The following is a 25,276-nucleotide window of genomic DNA, read 5'->3' as shown; positions in this document are numbered from 1 at the left end:
TGTGTTAACATATTTTCTAAGGTGTCAAAGCTGAAATTTTAGTGGCTAAAAGGCATAGAAAAACTTCTGCGATGTCTCAAAGCACATAAAAGGCAGGATAGATATTCTTATGCACTTTTATCACTGTAGCCGCGAACCCATAATTAAGAAGAAATAATGTCCACTCATGACATAAAACTGACCATTCATAACATTGACCTATAGAGAGTGCTGGCATAATGTTATGATTAAAATATAGTTGAAATTCAAAAAGCTTACATGAAGAATCATGTTAAGCTTTTTGTTATGTCTATGGAGATAACTTTGTTGTTAACGGCATTATGATTGTTAGTTTTGATGATATGGATGTGATAGACAATAAAAGAGGAAAGTGGGTTCACACATTATGGGAAAAATGTGTTTTGCAATCTGTGATGATGAAAAAGCAGTACGAGAATTACTTTACGGATGGCTTTCCGGAAGTGTGTATAACGCGGAAATAAAGGAGTATTCATCAGCTGAAGACCTCATAAAGGACATAGATTCAGGAACAAAAATAGATGTGCTTTTTCTTGATATAGCTATGGGTGGTACTGATGGAATTGAGGCAGCAAAAGCTCTGGGGGAAAGAATTGAAGGGAGTGGTCGAAGTATCAGGGCTTCAAGACCACTTATCATATTTGTCACAGGTATTCCAGACAGAATGGGAGATGCTTTTGGTGTAAGGGCATATGGTTATCTTCTTAAACCAATATCCAAAGCCGCATTTGAGTCTGAACTTCGAAGAGCAGTGGAAGAACTGAAAAAAATGGATGCCCAGCTGATATGTGAAGCTGCATATGAAGCGGATACAGGAGAACAATACACAACAATCCAGACAGGTGGAATAACAATCCAGATAGCCATCAAGGATATTTTGTATATAGAAAGTAATGGCAGGAAAACTACTGTACATCTCAAAGGCAAAAACTATGAAGTGTATAAAAGAATGTCAGAATTTGAAAATGAACTAGGAAAAGAGTTTTTCAGAATACATAGAGGATATCTTGTGAATTTGAACCATATCAGAGGGTACACAAGGACAGAAGCCATTATGGGCAGCGGAGATTCTATAATTATTTCCAAATATAAATATGCAGATTTTGTTAAAGCATATATGGATCATATTTTGTGACGAGGTACTTGGTGTATATGTCAGAAGTGCAAATTAGGATAATAGAAGAATTTTATGGAGTATCAATAATACTGATACGAGGCATATTTTTGTATTATTTCATTCGCCTGTTTATAAAAAAAGAGGTTTTGAACAGGGTAAAAAGGATTGTGTTATCAGCAGTAATTACGATAGAAGCATTATGTCTGTATTCTCTTCCCTTCCCTGTAAAAGGGCTATTTACCATAATAAGTGTTCTGACAATCATTGCCATATTCTATTTCTATGACAAAAAGGCAATGCCACATATGCTTTTTGTGTTTTTTCTCTGGCAGAACATATATTATGTCTGGCACTTGATCAATACAGCAGCTTCTAATTCAGTAACAGACAAAGTCATAGGAAGTATAGACTATTCGCTGGAGGGAGCGATAGAAGAACTGTGGCTCAGGATGTTTTTGCTGATGATGGCTCAAGTAATATTTATGACTGTACTATTGTGGCTGGAATTTTTATTAATAAAAAGGATTTGTCCAGAACAGTATGATATGACCTGGACGGAAGCAGTCTATCTTTCAATCTACTCTGCGGTATCTTATTTTATCTCATACATGATTGTAGATGTTATGGTCGTTCCCATGCAAAAGGAAGTATTTGTTTTGCTGGACGAAAAGAGAAGTCTTAGATATACTCTGCCAATTCTTGCAGTGCTTATCTTTATAGGTGAATTATCAGCCATAGCAACCTGGCAGCGGTATAGGCGATTAAAGGAAGAAGATCTTTTGCTTCAGGAACAGGTGCAGGAGCAGGAGTTTCTGAGAAAAAAGATAGAATTTACTGAAAAACATCACGATCAGATCAGGACTCTGCGTCATGATATGGCAGGAAAGCTGATGATTTTAAAGAGTTTTATCGAGAATAATCGCTATCAGGATGCAAGTGATTTTTTAAGTGAAATGGATATAGAGCTGAATGCCAGTGGGGTGAAATATTCTACAGGTAATCCGGTTACTGATGTTGTAATAAATGAAGCGGCAACTCAGGCAGAAAAGCAGGGATGTACCTTTGAGTGTGAGTTTTCTTACCCTGAGGATAAGAGTATCAGTGCTATGGATATGGCTATTGTACTCAATAACCTTTTAGATAATGCATTGGAAGCGGTGGCATTGGTATCGGAAAAAGAACGATTTATTAAGCTGTACGGGACTTCAAAAGATAACTTTTATCTGATAAAAGCAGAAAATTCCTATGATGGAACTGTTATACGGGACAAAGATAGCTCAATAGTTAGCAGGAAAAAGGAAAAAACAGATAATGGGCAGTATGGTATTGGGCTAAAAAGTGTAAAAAACATCGCAGAAAAATATCTCGGCGGAGTCAAAGTGGAGACTGGAAATAATACTTTTATCGTTACGGTAATGCTGCAGTCAAAAGAAAAATGACTATTCATTACATTAAACTGTCCGTTCGTTACAATCCTATTTAATTGTCTCATTTCATGGACGATACTTGAAATAGCAAAGGAAAAAGCTCCTTGTGAGGAGGTGATCGCATGAATTTTGGGATGGATTATGTAGGCGCGCTAATGAGCAGGATCGGTGGTGCCGGCTCAGTTTGGAGTGGCTATGGAACGGGATCCGTAAGAAAAAGTGGAAGACAACAGCTTACCAAAGGTCAGGCTGTTGCACAGGCAAGCTATGCGGATACTTTTATGAAAATGTCCAGGGCAGAAAGACGAGAGGCTGTTGAATCAGGCACTCGAAAAAATACTGGAGCTTTTTCATCAGGCAGGTATGGAAACGCTGGAAATATCCGTTCAACGGGAAACAGCAATCTGTATAACAAGCTTTATGGTAGTTCTGCCAGAGCAAACAGTTCAGTGCTTGAGGGCGGTGTAAAGGCTGAGGCAGCCGGGAAGGCACTTGGCAGCGATTATATCTACAATGATAAAAATACTGATGAGCTGTATAACAGTGCAAAGAATCTTGTTGATGGATATAATGACATAGTTTCGCAGGCAAAGAACAGCACAGCTACAATTATCGGAACCAGAGCCACTGCCATGAAAAATGATGCTGCCGGCAATAAAAATGCTCTTAGTGAAATTGGTATCAGCTATAACAGCAAAAATGGAACACTAAGCATTGATGAAAAGAAATTTAAGGCAGCTGATAAGGATAAAGTCAAAAACCTGCTTGGACGGGAAGGTTCATTTGGTCAGAGAATCCGTTCTAATTCTACACTGATTCAGAGTGTGGCTGCGACAGCTGTAAGGAATAGTACAACCAGTGCTTATGGCAGCAATGGATTGTATGGGACCAACAGCCTTTATGGATTGATGAGTAGTTATGGGTTAGGAAGCAGCTATGGGCTTACCGGGAACTATGGACTTTCATCATTTTTAGGAAACTGGCTGGCGTAAGGGAAAACTACATAGATTAAAGCTACGGAAAGCGCTTTTTGAGCAGAGCACTTAGTGAGGTATTGCCGAACTTAGTGCGAGCCATGCAAGTTCACTTAGTGAGGTTTTTTCGAACTTAGTGAAGCTTGCAGTGAGATATTTGACAGAAGCTTAAGGAGGGCTCTATATGCGAATTGATCAGAGTGAAATAAACAGTGCAGCTTCAAGGTATTATGATAAACAGTACGGCCAAACTGGAAAAGGCAGCAACATGGGATTTGTTGGTCTCGTCGATAAAACAACTGAGACTGAAACGACAACCTATGAAGCCAAGGGAACAGTCAAAACTACAGATGGTAGAAGCATTGATGTTAATATGAACGCCTCTATGGAACGATGCAAAGTGTCAGAAGTTTTTGTACCGATGGCTTCCCCTTTAGATGCGCTGTTTGATCCACTTATCATAAATACAGGATCCGACACTGCAGAGCTTAGTGATAAGAAATTCAAATTTGACCTGGATGCTGATGGAAAAGAGGATGAGATATCTACGCTTGGTGAAGGAAGCGGGTTCCTTACACTGGATAAAAATGGAGATGGCAAGATTAACGATGGAAATGAGCTTTTTGGAGTGAAAAGTGGTGATGGCTTCAAGGATCTTGCAGAATATGACATAGATGGAAATGGATGGATAGATGAAAATGATGAGGTTTTTGATCAGCTCAAAGTGTGGTACAAGACTGAAAGCGGTGATGAATTAAAGAGTCTTAAGGATGCAGGTGTCGGAGCGATTTTCCTTGGAGCAGAAGAAACAGAATTCAGAATGGATGGTGCAGATCAGGTTCTTGACGGAAAGATCCGGAAAACAGGCATGTTCCTAAAAGAGAACGGGGGAGCAGGGACTATTCAGCATGTGGATATGGCTATAAAAGGACGCGAGGCTGAGCTATTATCGGATGAAGAAAAGCTAGACCAGTTGATGGAACAGATAAGAAATCAGAGTACTCAGAATCGACAGAGAAACAATAATAATACTAACGCGCAGAGGAGAGCTCAAAAAGCTGCCAGACAAAAGAAGCAGCTTGAAGAGTATTACAATAAAAAGGATTATCAGAAACAATTGACTGAGGAAGCTATTGAGCGTCGGGAAATGCTGCAGGAGCGAAATAAACTTGCCTGACAATTGATAATAGTAATCCATTCATGACATAAAAAGGTCCATTCATGAAATATGCATTGATTATCATGCAGCAATGTGATAGAAACTTACTGTTGCTTTTGTAGGGGACAAGATAAACGAAATAATTAAGAAATGGAAGATAATTCAAGGTGGCTGAGATGCCCGGATTGTGATGCGAAGACGAGAACTAAAGTTAATGAAGATACAGTTCTTATTCGTTTTCCACTTTATTGTCACAAGTGTAAGAAAACAATAATTGTAAATGTTATAGAATTCAAGATAGAAAAAAGCGCCGAGCCAGGCACATGAAAATGTGGAGAGCCTGCTTTTCCTTAACCGGAGAAGTAGGCTCTTTTTTATTTAATAGGAAATTTCGCCTTGGCGGCGAAACCTTGAATTAAAAGGCCCGGCAAGACCGGGCCACGCAAAGCGGAGGTATGTTGGTTATGAATTACCAATCTACCTCATCAAAGAATTCATCATCTTCATGCATAAAGTAATCCATATCGAGAAGGTCTTCATCGTCCATCTCGCGGATTTCATTCGCCGACATGCCTTCCGGCGGATTCTGGATGTATTTCTCTCTAAGCTTTGCTATTAGTTCTTTACTAGCCATGGCTGTTCCTCCTGTAGCATGATTTTATCATGCGCAGGAATACGAGGGAACAATGCCGATTTTTGTAGACGGAGCTCTGCTCTTGGGACGGCATTTTCCCATTGTCTTTTCGTATAAGTCTTCGAGAGAAACACGTTTGTGGTTGAAGCGCAACTCGAGAAATTTCATGGTGCTGTTGCATTTGGGACAACTTAATGGATCATATCCGAATGCTGACAGGATACATGAACGCCATTGAAGGAATGATTTAAAGAATGGCTTTTTGGAAGGATGAATCAGACGGTAAAGTTTTTTGTCTGACTCCCTATGACGACCATACACGCCATAATAACGTATCATCTTAAAGTCTTTTTCTGGTATGTGCTGTATAAGACGTTTGATGAATTCCATTGAAGGTAACGTGGAGCTCATTTGACGGAGGCTGATATGGTTGAAAAAATGGGTGTTCTATGTTATTTTTATACACGCGTGATGATGCTTCTTTTAATATGAAGGAGTATTATTTTGGGCAAAGATTTAAGAGGCCGAGAGATCGGTGAAGGTATTGTGCAAAGAAAGGATGGGTTATATTCAGCCAGATTTACGAATAAGAGTGGAAAAAGAGTAGAAAAATATTTTGATGGTGTAGTAGATGCGAAAAAGTGGATAACAATCAGTAAACTTGAGGATGAAAAACATTCTGACACAGCTATTGAATATAATATGACTGTAGACGAGTGGTTTTTGTACTGGATAAAGACTTTTAAGCAGGGGCTATCACCCAATACAATAAGAAACTATAGAGAACGTTACTATAATAATGTTCAAAGCTATATTGGGAAAATGCTTCTGATTGATGTTAAACCTATGCATTGTCAGCAGATTTTCAATGAAATGCAGACGGAATATGCAATATCCACAGTTTATCAGACATATATATGTATTGGCTCTATGTTTAAATCGGCTTTGATGAATGATCTGATAGTTAAGCATCCGCTGGACGCCGTCAACTTTAAGATGAAAAAAGTAAAGGTGCCTCGAAGAGTATTGACGATAGACGAGCAGGAAAGATTTCTTGAGTTCGCAGACAAGAATCATAATGCAAAACAGTTTAGGCTACTTTTGCAGACTGGGCTTAGAACCGGAGAATTGATAGGCCTTACCTGGGACAGCTTTGATATTGAAAATCGGACCATTACAATTGATAAGGCTTTAGAGTACAGACATGAGCGTGGTTATTGGAGAGCTGGTCCTCCGAAAACAATGGCAGGATTTAGAACAATTCCGCTTACAGAAGAAGCTTTTGAGATTTTATATGGCTTATATCAAAAAAGAAGTACTAGAAAAGAGTCCATGGCACTATCTCAAGTGTTGACTTTCATTGATCCGAGGACAGGGCTTGATAGAGAAGTTTGCATGAAGGACTTGATATTTGTTAACTTTCGTACAGGTGAGCCAATTAAGAATTCTACTTACGATACCAACCTATATAAGATATGTGACAAGGCAGGAATAAAACCTTTTTGTATGCACGCATTAAGACACACATTTGCAACCAGATGTATTGAGAGAGGAGTCAATCCGAAATCTCTTCAAAAGATTTTGGGACATGCTCAGCTATCCACTACGATGGATACTTATGTACATGTGACTGATGATTCTTTACTTCTTGCGATAAGACAGTTTGAGGCTGCTGTATAGCCTTTATAATTTGGCTTAAAAGTTGGGAAGTAAAAAATAATCAAAACTTATCATTTCTGGTGTAAAATGGTGTATATTTCATTATTCTAGATAGAAAGAATCCCGTAAATACGGGCTGGAGGTAATAAAAAATGAAATTAGGAATCGTCGGGCTTCCGAACGTCGGAAAAAGTACCCTTTTCAATTCGCTTACAAACGCAGGAGCACTTGCTGCTAACTATCCCTTTGCAACAATCGATCCTAATGTAGGAATCGTTGCAGTTCCGGATAAGAGACTGCAGCTGCTCGGAGATTTGTATCATTCAAAGAAGGTAACACCTGCTACAATCGAGTTCGTTGATATCGCAGGACTCGTTAAGGGAGCATCTAAGGGCGAAGGCCTTGGAAACCAGTTCCTTGCAAATATTCGTGAGACAGATGCAATTGTTCATGTTGTAAGATGTTTTGATGACCCTAACGTAGTACATGTTGACGGTAGTGTTGATCCCGCAAGAGATATTGAGACAATAAATCTTGAGCTTGTTTTTGCTGACCTTGAAGTTCTTGAGAGAAGAATAGCCAAGACCACCAAGGCTGCCAGAATGGATAAGACAGCAGCAAAAGAGCTTGAACTTCTTAATAAGATTAAGACTGTTCTTGAAAACGGTAAAATGGCAAGAGAACTTGAGCTTGATGATGAGGATGAGAAGGCGCTTATGAATACATATGATCTTCTTACCTGGAAACCCGTAATATACGCGGCTAATGTCCTTGAGGATGATCTTGCGGATGATGGTGCTTCCAATAAATATGTTGCTGCTGTTCGCGAGCTTGCATCAAAATCGGGCAGTGAAGTCTTTGTGATCAGTGCTCAGATTGAAGCTGAGATTTCAGAACTTGAAGCTGATGAAAAGGCTGAATTCCTTGAGAGCCTCGGTCTTACAGAGTCAGGTCTTGATAAGCTTATTGCAGCAAGCTACAGAACACTCGGACTTATGAGCTTCCTTACATCCGGTGAGGACGAGACAAGAGCCTGGACCATCAAGATTGGAACAAAGGCTCCTCAGGCTGCCGGCAAGATCCACACTGATTTTGAGAGAGGTTTCATTAAGGCAGAGGTTATCAATTATGAAGATCTTCTTCGCGAGGGCTCTCTTTCTGCAGCAAGAGAAAAAGGACTTGTCCGCATGGAAGGTAAAGAGTATGTGGTACAGGACGGAGATGTAATTCTGTTCCGCTTTAATGTTTAAATAAAATTTTTTTGAATTTCAGATTTTTATAAATGAATAATTATTCATGAATAAAAGGCCTCGGGTTAGTCCCGGGGCTTTTTATAATTTGAGCTGAGCACTTAGTGAGATGTTTACAATTTTATTATGTATATTTTATTGTTTCATAATACAAAAATATTCTATTTTTCGGTAAAATATAACTGAAATTGGAAAAATGTGCTATAAGTGCGCAAACAGTCTGTCTAAAGAAGACGGGGAAAGAACATGTCTAATGCAAAAAAGCCGCTTGGCAAAAGCATTACAATTGGATGTCTGTGCTTTATAATCCTGCTCTGTATTGTTCTTGGGATTATGAATTACGTAGGGTATAAGAATGCTCTATACAAGGGGTATAGGGCTTATATTACTGATGTCCTTAAATATACAGCGAGCTTTATTGATAATGACGATCTGAAAAATTGTGTTGATACCGGTAAAGAAAGTGAAAAGTTTTATGAGCTGAGAGATGTAATGGACAGAGAAATGGAGGAACTCACCATTCATTATCTTTATATTATAAAGCCGCTTAATACAGAGACTACAGGCAATGTTATGAGCGTTCTTTCAGCAGAAAACTATAAAGACAGAAACAGTGGTGATGACGATCTTCTATGGCTTGGGTGGATTTCGGATGATGAGTTTGATGTCCCCACGGTTAAGACCTTTTTTAGGATCATGAATAGTGATGGTATCACATTTTTCGAGGAGAAGACGGAATGGAGTACCGATTATACAGGCGCTATGGCTCTTCGTACATCTTCGGGTGAACCCTATGCGGTTTTGGCAGTAGATATGGAAATAGATGAAATTAACAAGGACATCATTTCGTTTACTATAGAGAACACAATGGTCATCCTTTTTATCGGTGTATTATTCATGATGGGCTTTGTTTTTTGGGCACAGAAGAATATTACTGTTCCTATAACAAAGCTTGAAAACAGTGTCGTATCGTTTGCCAGCAGCAGTCATGGGCAGAGAGATTCGAATGCACTTAAATTCGTAGATCCCGATATTCATACCCATAATGAGGTGGAGACTCTGGCGAAGGCTGTCCGAAGCATGACGGAGGACATGAGGGAATACGTAAAGGGAATTGCAACTGCCGAGGAGAGAGCAGCTGATATGAACGAGCTTGCACATAAGGATTCGCTCACCGGCATAAGGAACAAGAATGCTTATAAACAGGAAGTGGAAATTCTCCAGGAGGAAATTGACAGCGGCAAAGCCAGATTTGGCATAGTAATGATCGATCTCAATTTCCTTAAAGTCATAAATGATACTTATGGTCATGAAAAGGGAGATAATGCAATTAAAAAGCTTTCGGCAATAGTATGCGATGTCTTTTCCCACTCGCCGGTATTCAGAGTGGGCGGCGACGAATTTACGGTAATCCTCAAGGATGCGGATTATTACAATGTTCTTAATCTTATAGATGTTTTTAATGAAAAAATGATCATGATGGCAAATGATGATGAACTTAAGCCTTGGGAAAAGATATCGGCAGCAATAGGCTATGCCATTTATGACAGACAAACAGATAAAGATGTGGACAGTGTTTTTGACAGGGCCGATGCGAATATGTATAAAGCCAAGAAGGGCATGAAAGCTACAAGAGAGGGATAATATATAAAAACTTTTTAATAAAATTTTATAATTGTCTTTAAACACATTTGTTAACTATATCTAGGGCTGTAAAAAGGAAATAGAACTATATATTGTATCAGCAAAGCCTCCCACTTTTTGTGGGAGGCTTTTTTGGCGAAATATAGCCTTTTATCGCCCTTCTGAAAGGTTGTTAAAAAGAAAAAAATGGTATATTATACATTTAGGTGGTAAAAAGTGTCACAAAGTGGTGACAAAGTGGTAACAAGTGGTAGATTATTATGGGAAAGGCGTACAAAGGCGAATATAGCCATTCAATCGATGCAAAAGGACGACTTATCATCCCGGCCAAGTTTCGCGATCTGCTGGGAGAGCAGTTCGTTGTAACGAAGGGCTTTGATGGGTGTTTATTTGCGTTCGATCAGGAAGGCTGGGACGCTTTTGAGGACAAGCTGAAAAATCTTCCCATGGACATTCCCGGAGCAAGACAGCTTAGCCGATTTTTTATGGCAGGAGCCGATGATGTAGAGCTCGACAAACAGGGAAGAATACTACTTAAAGCAGGCTGGCTCACCCACGCATCAATAGAAAAAGAAGCAATAGTGGCAGGTGTCGGCAACCGTGTCGAAATCTGGAGCAAAGAGAAGTGGGAGGAAGCTACAAGCTTTGATGACATTGACAGTATCGCTGAGAAGATGAGTGCATACGGACTCAGTATTTAGTAAAAAACGATAACGAAGCCTTAACTTATAAATGGGGATGAAATGGAATTTAAACATTACTCAGTGCTCCTTAAAGAGGTGCTTGAAAATCTGAATATAGATCCCGATGGGATTTACGTTGACGGGACACTGGGCGGAGCGGGCCATTCTTCCCGTATAGCAGAGAGGCTTTCAGATAAAGGAAGACTGTACGGGATCGACCAGGACGAGGATGCTATAAAAGCAGCAACCGAGCGACTTAAGCCTTTTGGGGAAAAGGCGGTGATAATCCGTGATAATTATGAAAACGCTGTGGAGCGATTAAAGGAACTTGGAGTTACAAGTGTAAACGGAATACTTCTTGATTTGGGAGTTTCATCCTTTCAGCTTGATAACGAGGAGAGAGGATTTACCTACAGATTCGACACTCCTTTGGACATGAGAATGGACCAGAGGCAGGAACTTACAGCGGGAACAATAGTAAATGAGTTTTCCGAAATGGAGATATTCCATATCATAAGAAATTATGGTGAGGACAAATTTGCAAAGAATATTGCAAAACATATTGTTGCAAGAAGAAGTGAAAAAAAGATAGAGACAACCTTTGAACTCAATGAGATCATCAAGGCAGCAATACCGGCAAGGATGAGAGAAAAAGGAGGACATCCGTCAAAGAGAACCTTCCAGGCACTGAGAATTGCCTGTAACAGAGAACTTGATGTTCTTGAAAATTCACTGGACGGAATGATTGATTTTCTTGCACCGGGAGGACGTATTTGCGTTATTACCTTCCACTCTCTTGAGGACAGAATTGTAAAAAATAACTTCAGAAAAAATGAAAATCCCTGTACATGTCCGCCGGAGATTCCTATCTGCGTATGCGGTAAAAAATCCAAGGGAAAGGTTATTACAAGAAAACCGATTCTGCCATCTGAGAGCGAACTGTCTGAGAATTCACGAAGCGCCAGTGCAAAGCTCAGGGTATTTGAAAAAAGTTGTTCCTAAGGAATTCCATTAAAGCGGTTTCCTTAGGCTTATATACGAGGGAATATTATGGAAAAAAATTATGTTTACGGAAACACAGCAAGACAATTGAATGCACCTGCAGGATACCGCAGAGAAATGCCCCTTCATGTGCAGAAGAGAGCACAGGCTAAAAGAAGAGAGCATAGAATGAGTTTTGGATATTTGGTATTTTTGTCACTTGCAGTTTTGGCCACAGGTATTATACTGACATGGTATATAACTCTTCAGGCAGATATCACTGCCAGTGTAAAATCTGTTTGCTCACTTGAAGCTCAGCTTAATACACTGAAGCAGGATAATGATGAAGCGTATAACAAGGCAATAAGCAGCCTTGATTTGGAGGAGATTAAACGTATAGCAATAGGTGAGTATGGAATGACCTATGCTACGGAGGGGCAGATTATCACATATTCCGACGGCGGCGGAAATGATTATGTAAGACAGATAGCCCCGATACCGAGCGGAAATTAATGATATGAGAAAAAGAAGTAATGCACAAAAATTTACAATAGGAATGAAAAAGAAGCTGGCAGTGCTGTTCTTAGTGGTACTGACAGCTTTTGTTGGTTTGAGTATAAGACTCATACTTATAAACAGGGATAACGGTGAAGCATATGAAAAACAGGTTCTGTCCCAGCAAAAGTATGATTCGAGCATCATACCGTACAGAAGAGGAGAAATCCTTGATGCAAACGGGACTGTTCTTGCTTACAGCGAGAAGGTGTACAATGTGATTCTTGATGCGAAGCTTGTTTTGTCCGGAAAAGACAACAAGTACTTGGAACCCACAATAGCTGCTCTTGTCAGATGCTTTGGATTTGATGAAAATGAAATCCGAAACTATATAACGGAAAATCCCGATTCTCAGTATTACACACTTGCAAAGCAGTTAAGCTATGATGAAATCAGCGAATTTCAGGGACTTATTACCATAGGCGGTGAGAATTATGATGAAACTGTTCAGGGTGTCTGGTTTGAAGAAAACTATGTAAGAAAATACCCTAACGGTTCTATGGCATGTGATGTTGTGGGCTTTACAACAAGCGATAACAACGGTCTTTTCGGACTTGAAGAATACTACAATGATGTTTTAAGCGGTAGCAACGGAAGAATATACGGTTATCTTGATGAGGACTCAAACCTTGAGAGAACAACAATCCCTGCAACTGACGGAAACAGCATTGTTACCACAATAGACGGCAATCTCCAGTCCATAGTTGAAAAGTACCTTCAGGAGTTCAACGATACTTATAAGGATGCCTTTCGTGAGGGTAACGGAGCCAATAATATAGGCTGCGTGATAATGGATGTCAACAATGGCGATGTGCTTGCTATGGGGAGTTACCCCAAATTTGATCTTAACGATACTAAAAATCCCGAAAATCTCATCGGTATGCCAAGAGTGGATGAGAGGGGATTGAAAATAGCGGGTGAGAGCATCTATGACTCGGGCGTATATATTAATCAGGCGATGCTTGATGAGATGACAGATGAGGAAAAGCTTTGGAATTTCAACGCTCTATGGAGGAATTTTTGTATTTCCGATACATATGAGCCCGGTTCTGTTGCGAAGCCCTTTACGGTTGCGACAGGTATAGAATCAGGTTCTATAACCGGTAATGAGGTATATGACTGCGGCGGTTATCTTGAAATAGGTGGACACAGAATTTATTGCCATAACAGATACGGTGACGGAGCGGTTTCGGTTCAGAGAGGTATAGAGATATCCTGTAACGTAGCCATGATGAAAATAGGACAGGTTATAGGATCGGATACTTTTGCTCAGTTCCAGAAAAATTTCGGATTTGGACTTAAGACCAATATAGATCTTGCAGGTGAAGCCAGAACAGAGGGACTTACCTATAAAGCAGAGGATATGGGTTCTGCGGAGCTGGCAACAGGAACCTTCGGACAGGGCTTTAACGTGGATATGATAGAGATGATCACAGCTTTCAGTTCACTTGTTAACGGTGGAAAACTCTATGAGCCCCATGTTGTAAAAAAGATTCTTAACTCATCAGGCGCGACTGTCAAAAGTATTGAGCCCAGAGTACTCAGACAGACCATTTCCGAATCGACTTCGCAAAAGGTTATAGAATGCTGTAACCTGGTTGTCGCAGGAGAGGAAGGAACAGGTAAAACAGCAAGACCCGCCGGCTATATGATTGGCGGAAAAACAGGAACCGCTGAGACTGTTCCGCGTAAAAACCGTCAGTATGTGGTATCATTTATGGGATATGCTCCGGCAAATGATCCTCAGATAGCTATTTACGTTGTTGTAGACAGACCGAATGCTATGGATCAGGCAGATGCCAAGTTTGCTACAAGAGTTGTAAGAAAGGTACTTACAGAGGCTCTTCCTTATCTCAATGTACCAATGACGGAGCCTGTAACAGAAGAGGAACAGGCAGAGCTTGATGAACTGAGAGAAAAAGAGATCATGATGGCTGCAGCACAGAAGGCAGAGGTTGTGGTTGATGAAAACGGGGATCCCGTACTTGATGAAAACGGAAATCTTGTTTTGGCAGATGGTACTGCAGGGGAGGTATCCGGAGGCGATGCCGAAGGATCTTCTGAAGATACGGAAGAATCCGAAAACGGTGAAGAAGGGGATAGTATCTGGGAGAAAATCCCCGAGAACGAGAATAAGGAACCTGTATGGAAGTCATTTGAAATAGATGAGGAAACGGGGTATTATATTGACCCGGAGACGGGTGATCTTATCAGCCCCGAAGACGGACATACAATAGGCGGCGAAGGACTTCCTGATTACGAGCCTGATGAAGGAAGCGCCTACGAAAGTAACTGATATAAAAGAAGGAATAAAATGACAGCAAAAGAATTGATAGGAAAAAAAGTACTGATAATAGGAACCGGAATATCCGGTATCGGAAGCGCTAAGCTTCTGGGAAAGGCTGGGGCATTTCCGATAATTTTTGATGAAAATACAAAAATAACCGAAGAAACAGTAAAAGAAAAGCTTTCTGGCTACGAAGGAGAAGAACCACAGATTATAATAGGTGAGCTTGCGGATGATGTGATAAAAGAACTGGTACTGGTCGTGCCAAGCCCTGCAGTTCCTCTTGATTCTCCGCTTATTTTAAGACTTAAGGAGACGGGACTTCCTATATGGAGCGAAATTGAGCTTGCGTATAATTTTGCAAAAGGACAGATGGTTGCCATAACCGGAACAAACGGAAAGACAACTACTACCACGCTTGTCGGTGAGATAATGAAGGCGCATTTTGCGTCAACATATGTTGTTGGAAATATCGGCTATTCATACGCTGAGAGAGCTCTTGAAATGACTGATGATACGGTATCCATAGGTGAGATAAGCAGCTTCCAGCTTGAGGCTGTGGAGAATTTTCATGCAAAGGTATCGGCAATTCTGAATATTACACCCGATCACCTGAACAGGCACCACACCATGGAATGTTATGCTTCCATGAAGGAAAATATCACAAACAACCAGACAAAGAGTGATGTTTGTGTACTGAACTATGATAATGAATATACAAGGGATTTTGGTAGCAGATGTCCCGCAACGGTTGTTTTCTTCTCATCAAAGGAAAAACTTATCGACGGTTTTTATCTTGATGGAGAGGATATATGCCTTGCCAAAAACGGAGTTTCCGAAAAGATAATGAATGTTCACGAGATGAGTCTTGTAGGAACCTGCAATTATGAAAATGTGATGGCTGCAATTGCAATGGGGCTTGCAATGGAAGTTCCTATGGAGACGATCCTGAAGGTTGTGCGGGCGTTTAAAGCTGTTGAGCATCGCATAGAATTTGTAGCAACCAAAAACGGTGTTGATTATTATAATGATTCCAAGGGTACAAATCCCGATGCGGCTATACAGGGAATAAAAGCAATGTCCAAGCCCACATACCTCATTGGCGGAGGCTATGATAAGGGCAGTGAGTATGATGAATGGATTGAAGCATTTGACGGAAAAGTTAAAAAGCTTGTTCTTATAGGAGTAACAAAGCAGAAAATAGCTGATTGTGCCGAAAAACACGGCTTTCATGATTATATTTTCATGGACACCTACATGGATGCGCTTAAATATTGCAGCGATAATGCTGTATCGGGTGAGGCGGTTCTTCTTTCGCCTGCCTGCGCAAGCTGGGATATGTTCCCGAGCTATGAGGTAAGAGGAGAGCAGTTCAAGGATTACGTAAACAGTCTGTAAGGGGGAATTTTTATGGAGACTGCAAGAACCGTGAGAACAGCTGGACTGGTGAGGACATCAGGAACAGCAAGGACAACCGGTCGGGGGAGACCGGCTGACAGATCACGAACAGCCGGACGTGTTCGACCACCGGAAATGGCAAGTAGGGTACGGGAGTCATTTAGTGCTTCGACTGAGAGAATGGGACAGGCTGCAAGAAGCGGCGCTTTGACTCGAATGGGTGGTGCAAGGAATGGCGCTGTTGATGCTCGCAGAATGGATAATAACAAAACGAAATACCATGCAAAAAAAGAGACCTATGTCGATTACAGCATGGTATTTGTAGTGTTGTTTTTGCTCGTATTCGGACTTGTTATGCTTTATTCAACAAGTTCATATGACGGAAGATTAAAGTATGATGATTCGGCATATTACCTGAAACATCAGCTGCTACCGACAGGACTCGGTATCGGGCTTATGATGGTTGTTTCAAGAATTCCGTATCATTTTTACAAAAAGGTTTCGACGCTTGCATATGTATTTGCCATTACTATGATCCTTCTTGTAAAATCGCCTCTTGGAATGGAAATCAATAACGCAAGAAGATGGATAAAAATATTTGGTGTTTCGATACAGCCTGCAGAAGCCGCAAAGCTTGCAATGATAGTTGTTCTGGCATCATTTATAAGTAAACTGGGTAAAGGTATCCTTAATCCCAGGGCATTCTGGGTTGTTATGGGAATTCCTATTCCGGTGTGCCTGCTTGTATGGCGCGTTACAAAGAATCTGAGTACGGCAATTATTATCTTCGGTATTGCTTTTCTTATGCTTTTTGTTGCAACACCGGGCTACAGAAAATTTATCGCAATAGTTGCTGCCGGATTTGCTGCGGCTGCGGGAGTGGTTGCGCTGGTCGTAAGGGCGGGCTATCACAGTGAGATGAACTTCAGATTCGGACGTATTCTGGCCTGGCTCGATCCTGAGGCTTACGTTAATGATAAAGGATATCAGACACTTCAGTCCCTTTATGCGATAGGCTCCGGAGGCCTTTTTGGCAAGGGACTCGGAGAAAGTATGCAGAAGCTTGGATTTATTCCCGAAGCTCAAAATGACATGATCTTTTCAATTATCTGCGAAGAGCTTGGCATTGTTGGTGCTATAGCAGTTATGATCATGTTTATAATACTTATCTACAGAATGATGGTAATTGCGCAGAATGCTCCGGATATGTATGGTGCACTTCTTGTAATAGGAGTACTTGCACACATTTCACTCCAGGTTATTCTGAACATAGCCGTTGTTACAAATACTATTCCGAATACGGGAATCACGCTTCCTTTCATAAGTTATGGCGGTACAGCGGTACTGTTCCTTTTGACTGAGATAGGAATTGTGTTTAATGTTGCCAGACATATAGAAATGTAAAGGGCCGGTTTGATGGCGAAAAAAAGGAAAAGAATACAAAGAGAGAGAACACATGCTCCTCGAATGAGCTTTGGGGAGCTGTTTTTTCTGCATAAGAGTCTTTTTATAATCGGTGCGATACTACTGATATTATTTATAGGGATCATGTCAGCTTTAGCATATGTTTCGCATAATTATTCGATAACCAATGTTTATGTTGACGGAAACATACATTACACCGATGAAGAGATCATGAATATGGTAATGACGGATAAACTTGACAAGAATTCGCTCTACCTGTCCATGAAATACCGGAATAAAGAAATTACAGGTATTCCTTTTATTGAGAAAATGGACGTTGAGATCATGGCTCCCGACACAGTAAGGATTAATGTCTATGAAAAGGCTATAGCCGGATATGTTAAATATCTGGACAGATACATATATTTTGACAGGGATGGTATCGTTGTTGAGACTTCAACTGAACCATCGGATGATGTTCCTCTTGTGCTCGGCTTAAATTTTGAGTATATTGTTCTTCATGAGAAACTTCCTGTTGAAAATGAAAATGTTTTTTCAGAGATTCTTGATATTACTCAATTACTCAGAAAATATGACCTGAATGCAGATAAAATCTTTTTTGACAGCGATTATCACTTGTATGTTTATTTCGAAAATGTAGAAGTTAGTCTTGGAACTAATGACAACATAGATGAAAAAGTGATACAATTACAATATATTTTACCGAATCTCCAAGGCAAAACAGGCATCCTGGAAATGTCAGAATATGACGCAAATACTCAGAACATTACATTTGAAGAGAAAAATTAAAATTCTAGGTTGTAAATTATATAAAATAATTATAAAATGGCTTGTAGGAGTTTTAGGTTATGAAGGAGGAGCACTATCTTGCTTGAACTAAAGTCAAATGAGGCTGAATCCGGCGCCAAAATCATAGTTGTTGGGGTAGGTGGCGCAGGAAATAATGCTGTAAATAGAATGGTAGAAGAAAGTATTTCCGGTGTAGAGTTCATCGGAATTAATACGGATAAACAGGCTCTACAGCTCTGTAAAGCACCCAAGCTTTTACAGATCGGTGAGAAGCTGACAAAGGGACTTGGCGCTGGAGCTAAGCCTGAAATCGGTCAGAAGGCAGCCGAGGAGAGCCAGGAAGAGATCACAAACGCACTTAAGGGTGCCGATATGGTCTTTGTTACTTGCGGAATGGGTGGTGGTACCGGAACCGGTGCAGCTCCCGTTGTTGCCAAGATTGCCAAGGATATGGGTATTCTTACTGTAGGTGTTGTAACAAAGCCTTTTGCTTTTGAGGCTCGTGTTCGTATGCAGAATGCACTTGCAGGTATTAATACGATTAAAAATAACGTTGATACACTTATCGTTATTCCTAATGATAAGCTTCTTCAGATTGTCGACAGACGTACAACAATGCCTGATGCGCTTAAGAAGGCAGATGAAGTACTTCAGCAGGCTGTACAGGGTATTACTGATCTTATCAATGTTCCTGCAGTTATCAATCTTGACTTTGCTGATGTACAGACAGTCATGAAGGAAAAAGGTATCGCTCACATCGGTATCGGATCCGGTAAGGGTGATGATAAGGCAGCAGATGCTGTTAAGATGGCTGTTGAGTCTCCTCTTCTTGAGACTAAGATTGACGGTGCATCCAATGTTATCATCAATGTATCCGGTGATATTTCTCTTATGGATGCTTCAACTGCTTCTGACTACATCAGAAATCTTGCAGGTGATGATGTTAATATCATCTTCGGTGCTATGTATGATGAGTCCATGGCAGATACCTGTAACATCACAGTTATCGCTACAGGTATTGATGATAAGAATAATGTTATGCCGGCAGCTAAGCCTGTTGCTCAGCCTGTACGTCAGCCTCAGCCGCAGCCTACTGCAGCTCAGGTAACACCTCAGATTCAGGTACAGCCTCAGAACCAGATTTCTCCTGAGCCTACGATTGATACACTCACATCACGTGGTGCACAGCCTGTTCAGCCTGCAAGACCGGTAGCTCCTCAGCCTGCACCCAGACCGCAGTCAGGTCTTAATCGTGCTCCCGAAGTTAGAAGTTCTGTAGAAGCTAAGAGTCTTAAGATTCCGGATTTCTTACAGAAGAAATAATTGGATTTATGAAATGATATTTTAGAGAGTAGTCACTAGATGGCTACTCTTTTTTATCGTATAAGAAATTACTTCATAATTCTTATAAAAAAACGATCCGCTATGGATATAAAGAATCCTTTCAGGTTGCGAGATTTGGCATTTTTTTGTAGAAAATTTCGTTTAGTGATGTTACAATAATTTGTGTGGGCCTATATTTTTGACCCTAAATGTTGATTTTGGATGTGCATGATGCACAGAAAGGTTAATGTTATGAAGTGTCCTTTTTGCGGTAAAGACAACACTCGTGTAATTGATTCAAGACCTGCTGATGACAACACATCAATAAGACGCAGACGTGTTTGCGACTCCTGCGGTAAGAGGTTTACAACCTATGAGAAGGTTGAGACTATTCCTCTCATTGTGATCAAGAAGGATAATAATCGCGAACCGTATAACCGTGCAAAGATTGAGGCTGGGGTTCTGAGAGCATGTCACAAGAGACCTGTCAGTGCGCAGCAGATTACAAGTATTGTTGATGCTGTTGAGACTGAGGTGTTCAATCTTGAACAGAAGGAAATACCTAGCCGCATTATCGGTGAATTGTGTATGGAGAAGATGAAAAATCTTGATCCTGTAGCATATGTCAGATTTGCTTCTGTATACCGTGAATTTAAGGACGTTAATACATTCATGGATGAACTGAAGATTGTTCTTGAAAAAGAAGAAGAGGGTGTAATTACCGATTCAACCGATAAAACAACTCCTCTTTTGAAAAGAGAGTAAACATTTTCTGTTGACATAGGTTACTTCATTCCTTATAGTTTTTTAAGTAGTATGACTTCCTGAACGCCAAAGTGAAAATGCGTTCAGGAATCTATAACAACTTAATAACGGAAGGAAGGATTGTAACATGATAAAGAGAAGTATTGGAAGGAAAAGCCTTTCTACACTTTTGGTTGTGTTAACAACACTGACTCTTACATTGAGCGGCTGCTCAAGTAAAAAGGCAGAGGAATCTACGACAGATACCACAAATGTGACCGAAAATGCTAGTCAGGATAAGGACGGCAAAGCGGAAAATGCGGAGAGTACTGTCTCGGCAGATGATCTTTCTGAGATTACTATCGGTATTCCGCAAGATATTGATGGTATGGACCCGCACATGACTCAGGCGGCGGGAACCAGAGAGGTATTGTTCAATATTTATGAGGGACTCGTAAAACCTGATCAGGATGGTAATCTTCAGCCTGCTTTAGCCAGTGACTACACAATTTCTGATGATGGAAAGGTTTATACTTTCACTTTGAGACAGGGTGTTAAGTTCCATGATGGACAGACAGTTACGGCAGAGGATGTTAAGTATTCTATAGAACGTAATGCCGGTACTGATGGAACTGATCCGTTGATATCGGCTTTTTCTAATATAGAAAGTGTTGAGATTAAGGACGAGTCAACGGTCGTTATGACTCTCAAGGATGCTAATACAGAGTTTTTGGCATATATGACAGTTGCTATTATACCTGCAGCCAATGAGAATCCGGAGGGGAATCCTGTAGGTACAGGCCCTTACAAGTTTGTATCACGTTCACCACAGGAAAACATTATTCTCACCAGATTTGATGAATATTGGGGCGAGCCTGCATTCATTAAGGATATAACTCTTAAGATTGAGGCTAATGCAGATTCAATAGTTATGGATCTTGAAGGCGGTTCAATCGATATGATTGCACGCGTACCGTCAGCACAGGTAGCACAGCTTTCTGATAAATTTGATGTCTATGAAGGCACAATGAATCTTGTTCAGGCTTTGTATTTAAACAATGCCAAGGCTCCTTTTGACAATGAACAGGTTCGTCAGGCACTTTGCTATGCCGTTGACCCTCAGACAATAATGGATTTTGTTTCAGATGGTAAGGGTACTGAGGTTGGTAGTAGTATGTATCCTTCATTCGGTAAGTATTTTGACGCAAGTCTGAATGATACCTACAATCAGGATATCGATAAGGCTAAGGAACTACTCGCTGAAGCAGGATATCCAAATGGTTTTGATTTTACCATTACAGTTCCATCTAACTATGCCCAGCATGTAGATACTGCTCAGGTTCTTGTAGAGGAATTTAAAGAGATCGGTGTAAATGCTACAATACAGGAAGTTGAATGGAATTCATGGCTTGAGGATGTTTATACAAATCGTAACTTTGAGTCAACTGTTGTAGGTGTTGATGCATCAACTCTTACAGCATACGCACTCCTTAGCAGATTTAAGTCAGATGCGAAAAACAACTTCATTAACTACAGTAATGCTGATTACGATGCTGCATTGACAGCAGCAGTTGAAGCTGTTGATGACGCAGAAAAGACCAAGTATTATAAAGAATGTGAGAAGATTCTTTCAGAGACAGCAGCAAATGTATATATTCAGGATCTTCCGGAATTTGTGGTACTTAATAAAAACTATACAGGATACGTATTCTATCCACTTTATGCGCAGGACTTTGCAAAGATAAAGCCTGCAAAATAATACCTGATCAAGACGTTTTTTGAACTTCGTCAGTATTATTTATCTGTTCGGTAAAACTGATACAGAACTATATTATTTTATAAAGAGGAACACGCATATGAGATATATATTGAAAAAAGTTTTGAGCATGGCGCTTACTTTATTCGTTGTATCTTTGTGCGTGTTCCTTGCTTTTAGCTTGATCCCCGGAGATCCGGTCACAAGAATGTTCGGAACGGAGGCTACCCCCGAACTGATTGCACAGTACAGAGAAAAGATGGGGCTAAACGACCCTGTTCTTGTAAGATTTTTCCGCTGGTTCACAGCATTCTGGCAGGGGGATATGGGAACCTCCTATCACTACAAGATTCCTGTAGCAGGTATGCTTGCTGAAAAAATCCCAATCACTTTTACCCTTGCGGTAATGTCTTTTGTCATTATGGTTGTTGTATCGATTCCACTTGGGATTTATACGGCAAAATATGAAAATGGCCTGATTGACCACATTATTTCGGCAATCAATCAGATCATCATGGCGATACCGCCATTTTTCTCAGGAATATTATTGACTTTCTTTTTCGGAGTTATTTTGAAAATTTTTACTCCGGGAGGTTTTGTATCATATACGAAGGATGTACATGCATTTTTGAAATATTTGATCTTACCGGCATTTGCAATAGCACTTCCTAAGGCTGCAATGGCTACGAAGCTTCTTCGAGGCTCGGTCATTGAGGAAGCGGGAAAGGATTATACCAGAACGGCTTATAGCAGAGGTAATACTACAAATGCGGTATTGTATCTTCACGTTCTTAAAAATGCCATGATCCCTGTTATTACATTTATGGGAATGGCACTTGCCGATATGGTGGCAGGAAGTATTGTTATTGAGCAGGTTTTCGGTATACCCGGAATTAGCCGCATACTTCTGACTTCCATAAATAACCGGGATTATCCGGTTGTAGAAGCGATAATTATGGGTATTGCCATTATGGTTTTGGTGATCAATCTTCTTGTTGATATAGTCTACAGAATCATTGACCCCAGAATTGAGGTGAATGAATGATGAGCAGGTTTTTATCACTTTTCAAAAAAAATAAGGCCACCGGAAGAAGAAATACCTTTCTTATTATGGGAATAATACTGACCGGTTTTGTTCTGCTGATGGTGTTTGTAGGGATTTTTTATACTCCCTACAGCCCGACAAAGATGGATTCTTCTGCGAAACTCCAGGGCTTTTCTTTGAAACATCTTATGGGCACAGACAATATGGGTCGGGATGTATTTAGCAGAGTTCTGTATGGTAGCAGGATTACTCTGGCTATTGCCACGTTTACTATTCTTATCGGGGCAGGAGCTGGAACTGTAATCGGCGCATTGACAGGCTACTTTGGCGGACTTGCCGATGAAATTACCATGAGAATTATTGATGCTATGCTTGCATTTCCGAGTATTTTACTTTCGCTTGTATTTGTAAGTCTTTTTGGAACAGGAACCTATCAGGTTGCTGTGGCTCTCGGAATTTCCTTTATTCCCAGCTTTGCAAGAATAGTTAGAAGTGAATTTTTAAGATGCAGAAACATGGATTATGTCGAAGTTGCCAGATTGCAGGGAGTGTCTCCCTTCAGAATCATCTTTGTGCATATTATGCCAAATACGGTGGGAGTGCTGCTATCGTCAGTAATGATAGGCTTTAATAATGCGGTTCTTGCAGAGGCAGGACTTAGCTTCCTTGGCATAGGCGCACAGCCTCCCTATGCAAGTCTCGGAAATATGCTTTCAGATGCGCAGGGATATCTTTTCAACAGCCCGGGTTATGTAATGAGCATTGGACTTGTGATAGTAGTTATGGTACTGGGTTTTTCATTTCTTGGCGAAGGGATAAAGAGAATCTGATGGAAAACAACGTAATCTTGGATGTAACAGATCTTCATATAGAATTTCATGATCATGATCAGCCCGAAACAGTAGTTGAGGATTTTGATCTGATGCTGGAGGCCGGAGAAATTGTGGGTATTGTAGGAGAGTCAGGCTCCGGCAAAAGCATGAGTGCTCTTGCTATTGCAGGTCTTTTAAAGAGACATGCGCTTACAAAGAAGGGCAGGATCATGTTTGACGGAACGGATCTTCTTACCTGTGACAGAGATATTTTGCGCTCTTATCAGGGAGATGAGATATCAATGATTTTTCAGGAACCCATGACATCACTTAATCCTGTGAAGAAGATAGGATGGCAGGTTGAAGAATCACTGAGAATCCATCACAAGGAGATTGACAGAAAGGAAAGAAAAAGGCGCGCTATAGCGATGCTTGATGCGGTTGGGATGAATGAACCCGAAAAAGTGTACAATAAATATCCCCATGAGCTTTCAGGCGGAATGCGGCAGAGAGTCATGATTGCAGCAGCAATGATAGGAGAACCGAGAATCCTTATAGCAGATGAACCGACAACAGCACTTGATGTGACAATACAGGCGCAGATAGTTGAGCTTCTGCGCAAATTGAACAGAGAAAAGGGAACAGCTATTATTTTTATATCCCATGATCTGTCACTAATAAGGCAGCTTTGCTCAAGGGTCATTGTTATGCAGAAGGGGAATATTGTGGAGACGGGAAACGTTGAAGATATTTTCAAGAGACCCGCCATGACATATACGAGAAAACTGATAGCAGCGATTCCTCAGATTGATCTTAATTGATGGGATATTTATATGGGACAGGAAAAGGTAATTCAGATTAAAAATCTGCAAGTATACTATAAAAAACATAATAAAACACCTTTTGGTAAAAAGCGCAAACAACATGTAATAAAGGGAATCGACCTTGATGTGTTTGAAGGTGAGATACTTGGTCTGGCAGGTGAGTCGGGATGCGGTAAATCAACACTTGCCAAAGCTATAGTGGGAATGAACAAAGATATCGAGGGTGAACTGATACAAAAATATTCAGATGCCCAGATGGTATTTCAGGACCCATATTCATCGCTCAACCCTAAAAAGAAAATCGGATGGCTTTTGGAAGAGCCACTTAGGGCTGATAAAACCAAGAAGTGGACAAGCGAAGAACGTAAGAAGAGAGCAGAGCAGATAATGAAGGCTATTGGTCTTCCTACGGAAATGATGGAAAGATACCCATCCCAGCTTTCCGGAGGACAAAGACAGCGTGTCAGCATAGGTGTAGCACTGATGAGATCCCCCAAAGTGCTTATAGCCGATGAGCCTGTTTCCGCACTTGATGTGACAATTCAGGCGCAGATCCTGGAACTTCTTCAGGACCTTCACAGAGAAATGGGGATAACCATTCTTTTTATATCACATGATCTTAGAGTTATATATCAGATATGTGATCATGTGGCTGTAATGCATGGGGGCATTATTGAGGAATATGGTGTTCCGCGGGAGGTTTATAAAAATCCGAAGAGCGAATATACGATGGAACTGCTAAAAAGTGCAGGGATTAGATAAAAAATTTCAA

Annotated in this window: 24 protein-coding genes; 22 read left to right on the top strand and 2 right to left on the bottom strand. The window is 40.6% G+C overall.

The window, feature by feature from the left end:
• Window positions 1-385 precede the first annotated feature (385 nt).
• From BV60_RS0112535 to BV60_RS22755, 5 genes are all read left to right on the top strand, one after another.
• Window positions 386-1,153 (top strand): LytR/AlgR family response regulator transcription factor, encoded by a 768-nt coding sequence (locus BV60_RS0112535; protein WP_051656704.1) that lies wholly within the window; start codon window positions 386-388, stop codon window positions 1,151-1,153.
• Between the two features lie 128 nt (window positions 1,154-1,281).
• Complete coding sequence (locus BV60_RS0112530; protein WP_197029558.1) at window positions 1,282-2,574, top strand: sensor histidine kinase; 1,293 nt, start codon at window positions 1,282-1,284, stop codon at window positions 2,572-2,574.
• Between the two features lie 110 nt (window positions 2,575-2,684).
• Window positions 2,685-3,554, top strand: a complete 870-nt coding sequence (fliD, locus tag BV60_RS0112525; RefSeq protein ID WP_029322261.1) for a flagellar filament capping protein FliD — start codon at window positions 2,685-2,687, stop codon at window positions 3,552-3,554.
• 166 nt (window positions 3,555-3,720) lie between these two features.
• Complete coding sequence (locus BV60_RS22065) at window positions 3,721-4,713, top strand: hypothetical protein (RefSeq protein WP_051656703.1); 993 nt, start codon at window positions 3,721-3,723, stop codon at window positions 4,711-4,713.
• Window positions 4,714-4,845: 132 nt separating this feature from the next.
• Window positions 4,846-5,022 (top strand): cysteine-rich KTR domain-containing protein, encoded by a 177-nt coding sequence (locus BV60_RS22755; RefSeq protein WP_081846673.1) that lies wholly within the window; start codon window positions 4,846-4,848, stop codon window positions 5,020-5,022.
• A gap of 142 nt (window positions 5,023-5,164) precedes the next feature.
• Here BV60_RS22755 and BV60_RS23510 read toward each other — a convergent pair whose 3' ends face one another.
• Complete coding sequence (locus BV60_RS23510) at window positions 5,165-5,329, bottom strand: hypothetical protein (protein ID WP_170832732.1); 165 nt, start codon at window positions 5,327-5,329, stop codon at window positions 5,165-5,167.
• Between the two features lie 27 nt (window positions 5,330-5,356).
• On the bottom strand, window positions 5,357-5,740 hold the full coding sequence (locus BV60_RS22750) for a transposase (RefSeq protein WP_081846672.1): 384 nt from the start codon (window positions 5,738-5,740) through the stop codon (window positions 5,357-5,359).
• A 93-nt stretch (window positions 5,741-5,833) separates the two neighbouring features.
• Here BV60_RS22750 and BV60_RS0112505 point away from each other — a divergent pair, with 93 nt between their 5' ends.
• The 17 genes from BV60_RS0112505 to BV60_RS0112425 all read left to right on the top strand — a co-directional run bounded on the left by BV60_RS0112505 (window position 5,834) and on the right by BV60_RS0112425 (window position 25,266).
• Window positions 5,834-7,009 (top strand): tyrosine-type recombinase/integrase, encoded by a 1,176-nt coding sequence (locus BV60_RS0112505; RefSeq protein ID WP_029322258.1) that lies wholly within the window; start codon window positions 5,834-5,836, stop codon window positions 7,007-7,009.
• 131 nt (window positions 7,010-7,140) lie between these two features.
• Window positions 7,141-8,238 (top strand): redox-regulated ATPase YchF, encoded by a 1,098-nt coding sequence (gene ychF, locus BV60_RS0112500; protein WP_029322257.1) that lies wholly within the window; start codon window positions 7,141-7,143, stop codon window positions 8,236-8,238.
• Between the two features lie 246 nt (window positions 8,239-8,484).
• Window positions 8,485-9,882, top strand: coding sequence for a GGDEF domain-containing protein (locus BV60_RS22060; RefSeq protein ID WP_029322255.1), 1,398 nt, complete (start codon window positions 8,485-8,487; stop codon window positions 9,880-9,882).
• 260 nt (window positions 9,883-10,142) lie between these two features.
• Entirely contained in the window at window positions 10,143-10,583 is a 441-nt protein-coding gene (gene mraZ, locus BV60_RS0112490; RefSeq protein ID WP_029322254.1) for a division/cell wall cluster transcriptional repressor MraZ, read from the top strand.
• A 42-nt stretch (window positions 10,584-10,625) separates the two neighbouring features.
• Window positions 10,626-11,567, top strand: coding sequence for a 16S rRNA (cytosine(1402)-N(4))-methyltransferase RsmH (gene rsmH, locus BV60_RS0112485; protein ID WP_029322252.1), 942 nt, complete (start codon window positions 10,626-10,628; stop codon window positions 11,565-11,567).
• 48 nt (window positions 11,568-11,615) lie between these two features.
• Window positions 11,616-12,059: a hypothetical protein gene (locus BV60_RS0112480; RefSeq protein ID WP_029322250.1), complete on the top strand. Its 444-nt coding sequence runs from the start codon at window positions 11,616-11,618 to the stop codon at window positions 12,057-12,059.
• A gap of 4 nt (window positions 12,060-12,063) precedes the next feature.
• Complete coding sequence (locus BV60_RS0112475; protein ID WP_029322249.1) at window positions 12,064-14,397, top strand: peptidoglycan D,D-transpeptidase FtsI family protein; 2,334 nt, start codon at window positions 12,064-12,066, stop codon at window positions 14,395-14,397.
• Window positions 14,398-14,415: 18 nt separating this feature from the next.
• A complete protein-coding gene (murD, locus tag BV60_RS0112470; RefSeq protein WP_029322247.1) occupies window positions 14,416-15,786 on the top strand; it encodes a UDP-N-acetylmuramoyl-L-alanine--D-glutamate ligase in 1,371 nt (456 codons plus the stop codon).
• Between the two features lie 255 nt (window positions 15,787-16,041).
• Window positions 16,042-17,190 carry a peptidoglycan glycosyltransferase FtsW gene (locus BV60_RS0112465; RefSeq protein WP_029322245.1) on the top strand — a complete coding sequence of 383 codons (1,149 nt, stop codon included), beginning with the start codon at window positions 16,042-16,044 and terminating at the stop codon, window positions 17,188-17,190.
• Between the two features lie 63 nt (window positions 17,191-17,253).
• Window positions 17,254-18,000 carry a cell division protein FtsQ/DivIB gene (locus tag BV60_RS0112460; protein ID WP_035777682.1) on the top strand — a complete coding sequence of 249 codons (747 nt, stop codon included), beginning with the start codon at window positions 17,254-17,256 and terminating at the stop codon, window positions 17,998-18,000.
• A gap of 78 nt (window positions 18,001-18,078) precedes the next feature.
• On the top strand, window positions 18,079-19,323 hold the full coding sequence (gene ftsZ / locus BV60_RS0112455; protein ID WP_029322242.1) for a cell division protein FtsZ: 1,245 nt from the start codon (window positions 18,079-18,081) through the stop codon (window positions 19,321-19,323).
• A gap of 252 nt (window positions 19,324-19,575) precedes the next feature.
• Window positions 19,576-20,088, top strand: coding sequence for a transcriptional regulator NrdR (nrdR, locus tag BV60_RS0112450; protein WP_029322240.1), 513 nt, complete (start codon window positions 19,576-19,578; stop codon window positions 20,086-20,088).
• A 127-nt stretch (window positions 20,089-20,215) separates the two neighbouring features.
• Complete coding sequence (locus BV60_RS0112445; protein ID WP_029322238.1) at window positions 20,216-21,826, top strand: ABC transporter substrate-binding protein; 1,611 nt, start codon at window positions 20,216-20,218, stop codon at window positions 21,824-21,826.
• A 97-nt stretch (window positions 21,827-21,923) separates the two neighbouring features.
• Window positions 21,924-22,868 (top strand): ABC transporter permease, encoded by a 945-nt coding sequence (locus BV60_RS0112440; protein WP_029322236.1) that lies wholly within the window; start codon window positions 21,924-21,926, stop codon window positions 22,866-22,868.
• Window positions 22,869-22,933: 65 nt separating this feature from the next.
• On the top strand, window positions 22,934-23,698 hold the full coding sequence (locus BV60_RS0112435; RefSeq protein ID WP_029322234.1) for an ABC transporter permease: 765 nt from the start codon (window positions 22,934-22,936) through the stop codon (window positions 23,696-23,698).
• Complete coding sequence (locus tag BV60_RS0112430; protein WP_051656701.1) at window positions 23,698-24,501, top strand: ABC transporter ATP-binding protein; 804 nt, start codon at window positions 23,698-23,700, stop codon at window positions 24,499-24,501. Before BV60_RS0112435 ends, BV60_RS0112430 begins: the two co-directional genes overlap by 1 nt.
• 12 nt (window positions 24,502-24,513) lie before the next feature.
• Complete coding sequence (locus BV60_RS0112425) at window positions 24,514-25,266, top strand: ABC transporter ATP-binding protein (RefSeq protein WP_029322231.1); 753 nt, start codon at window positions 24,514-24,516, stop codon at window positions 25,264-25,266.
• Window positions 25,267-25,276 lie beyond the last annotated feature (10 nt).

The sequence above is a fragment of the Butyrivibrio sp. AE3004 genome, assembly GCF_000703165.1.
GTDB lineage: Bacteria > Bacillota > Clostridia > Lachnospirales > Lachnospiraceae > Butyrivibrio.
Note: the sequence above shows the minus strand (reverse complement) of the source record. Positions and strands in the feature narration are given on the sequence as shown.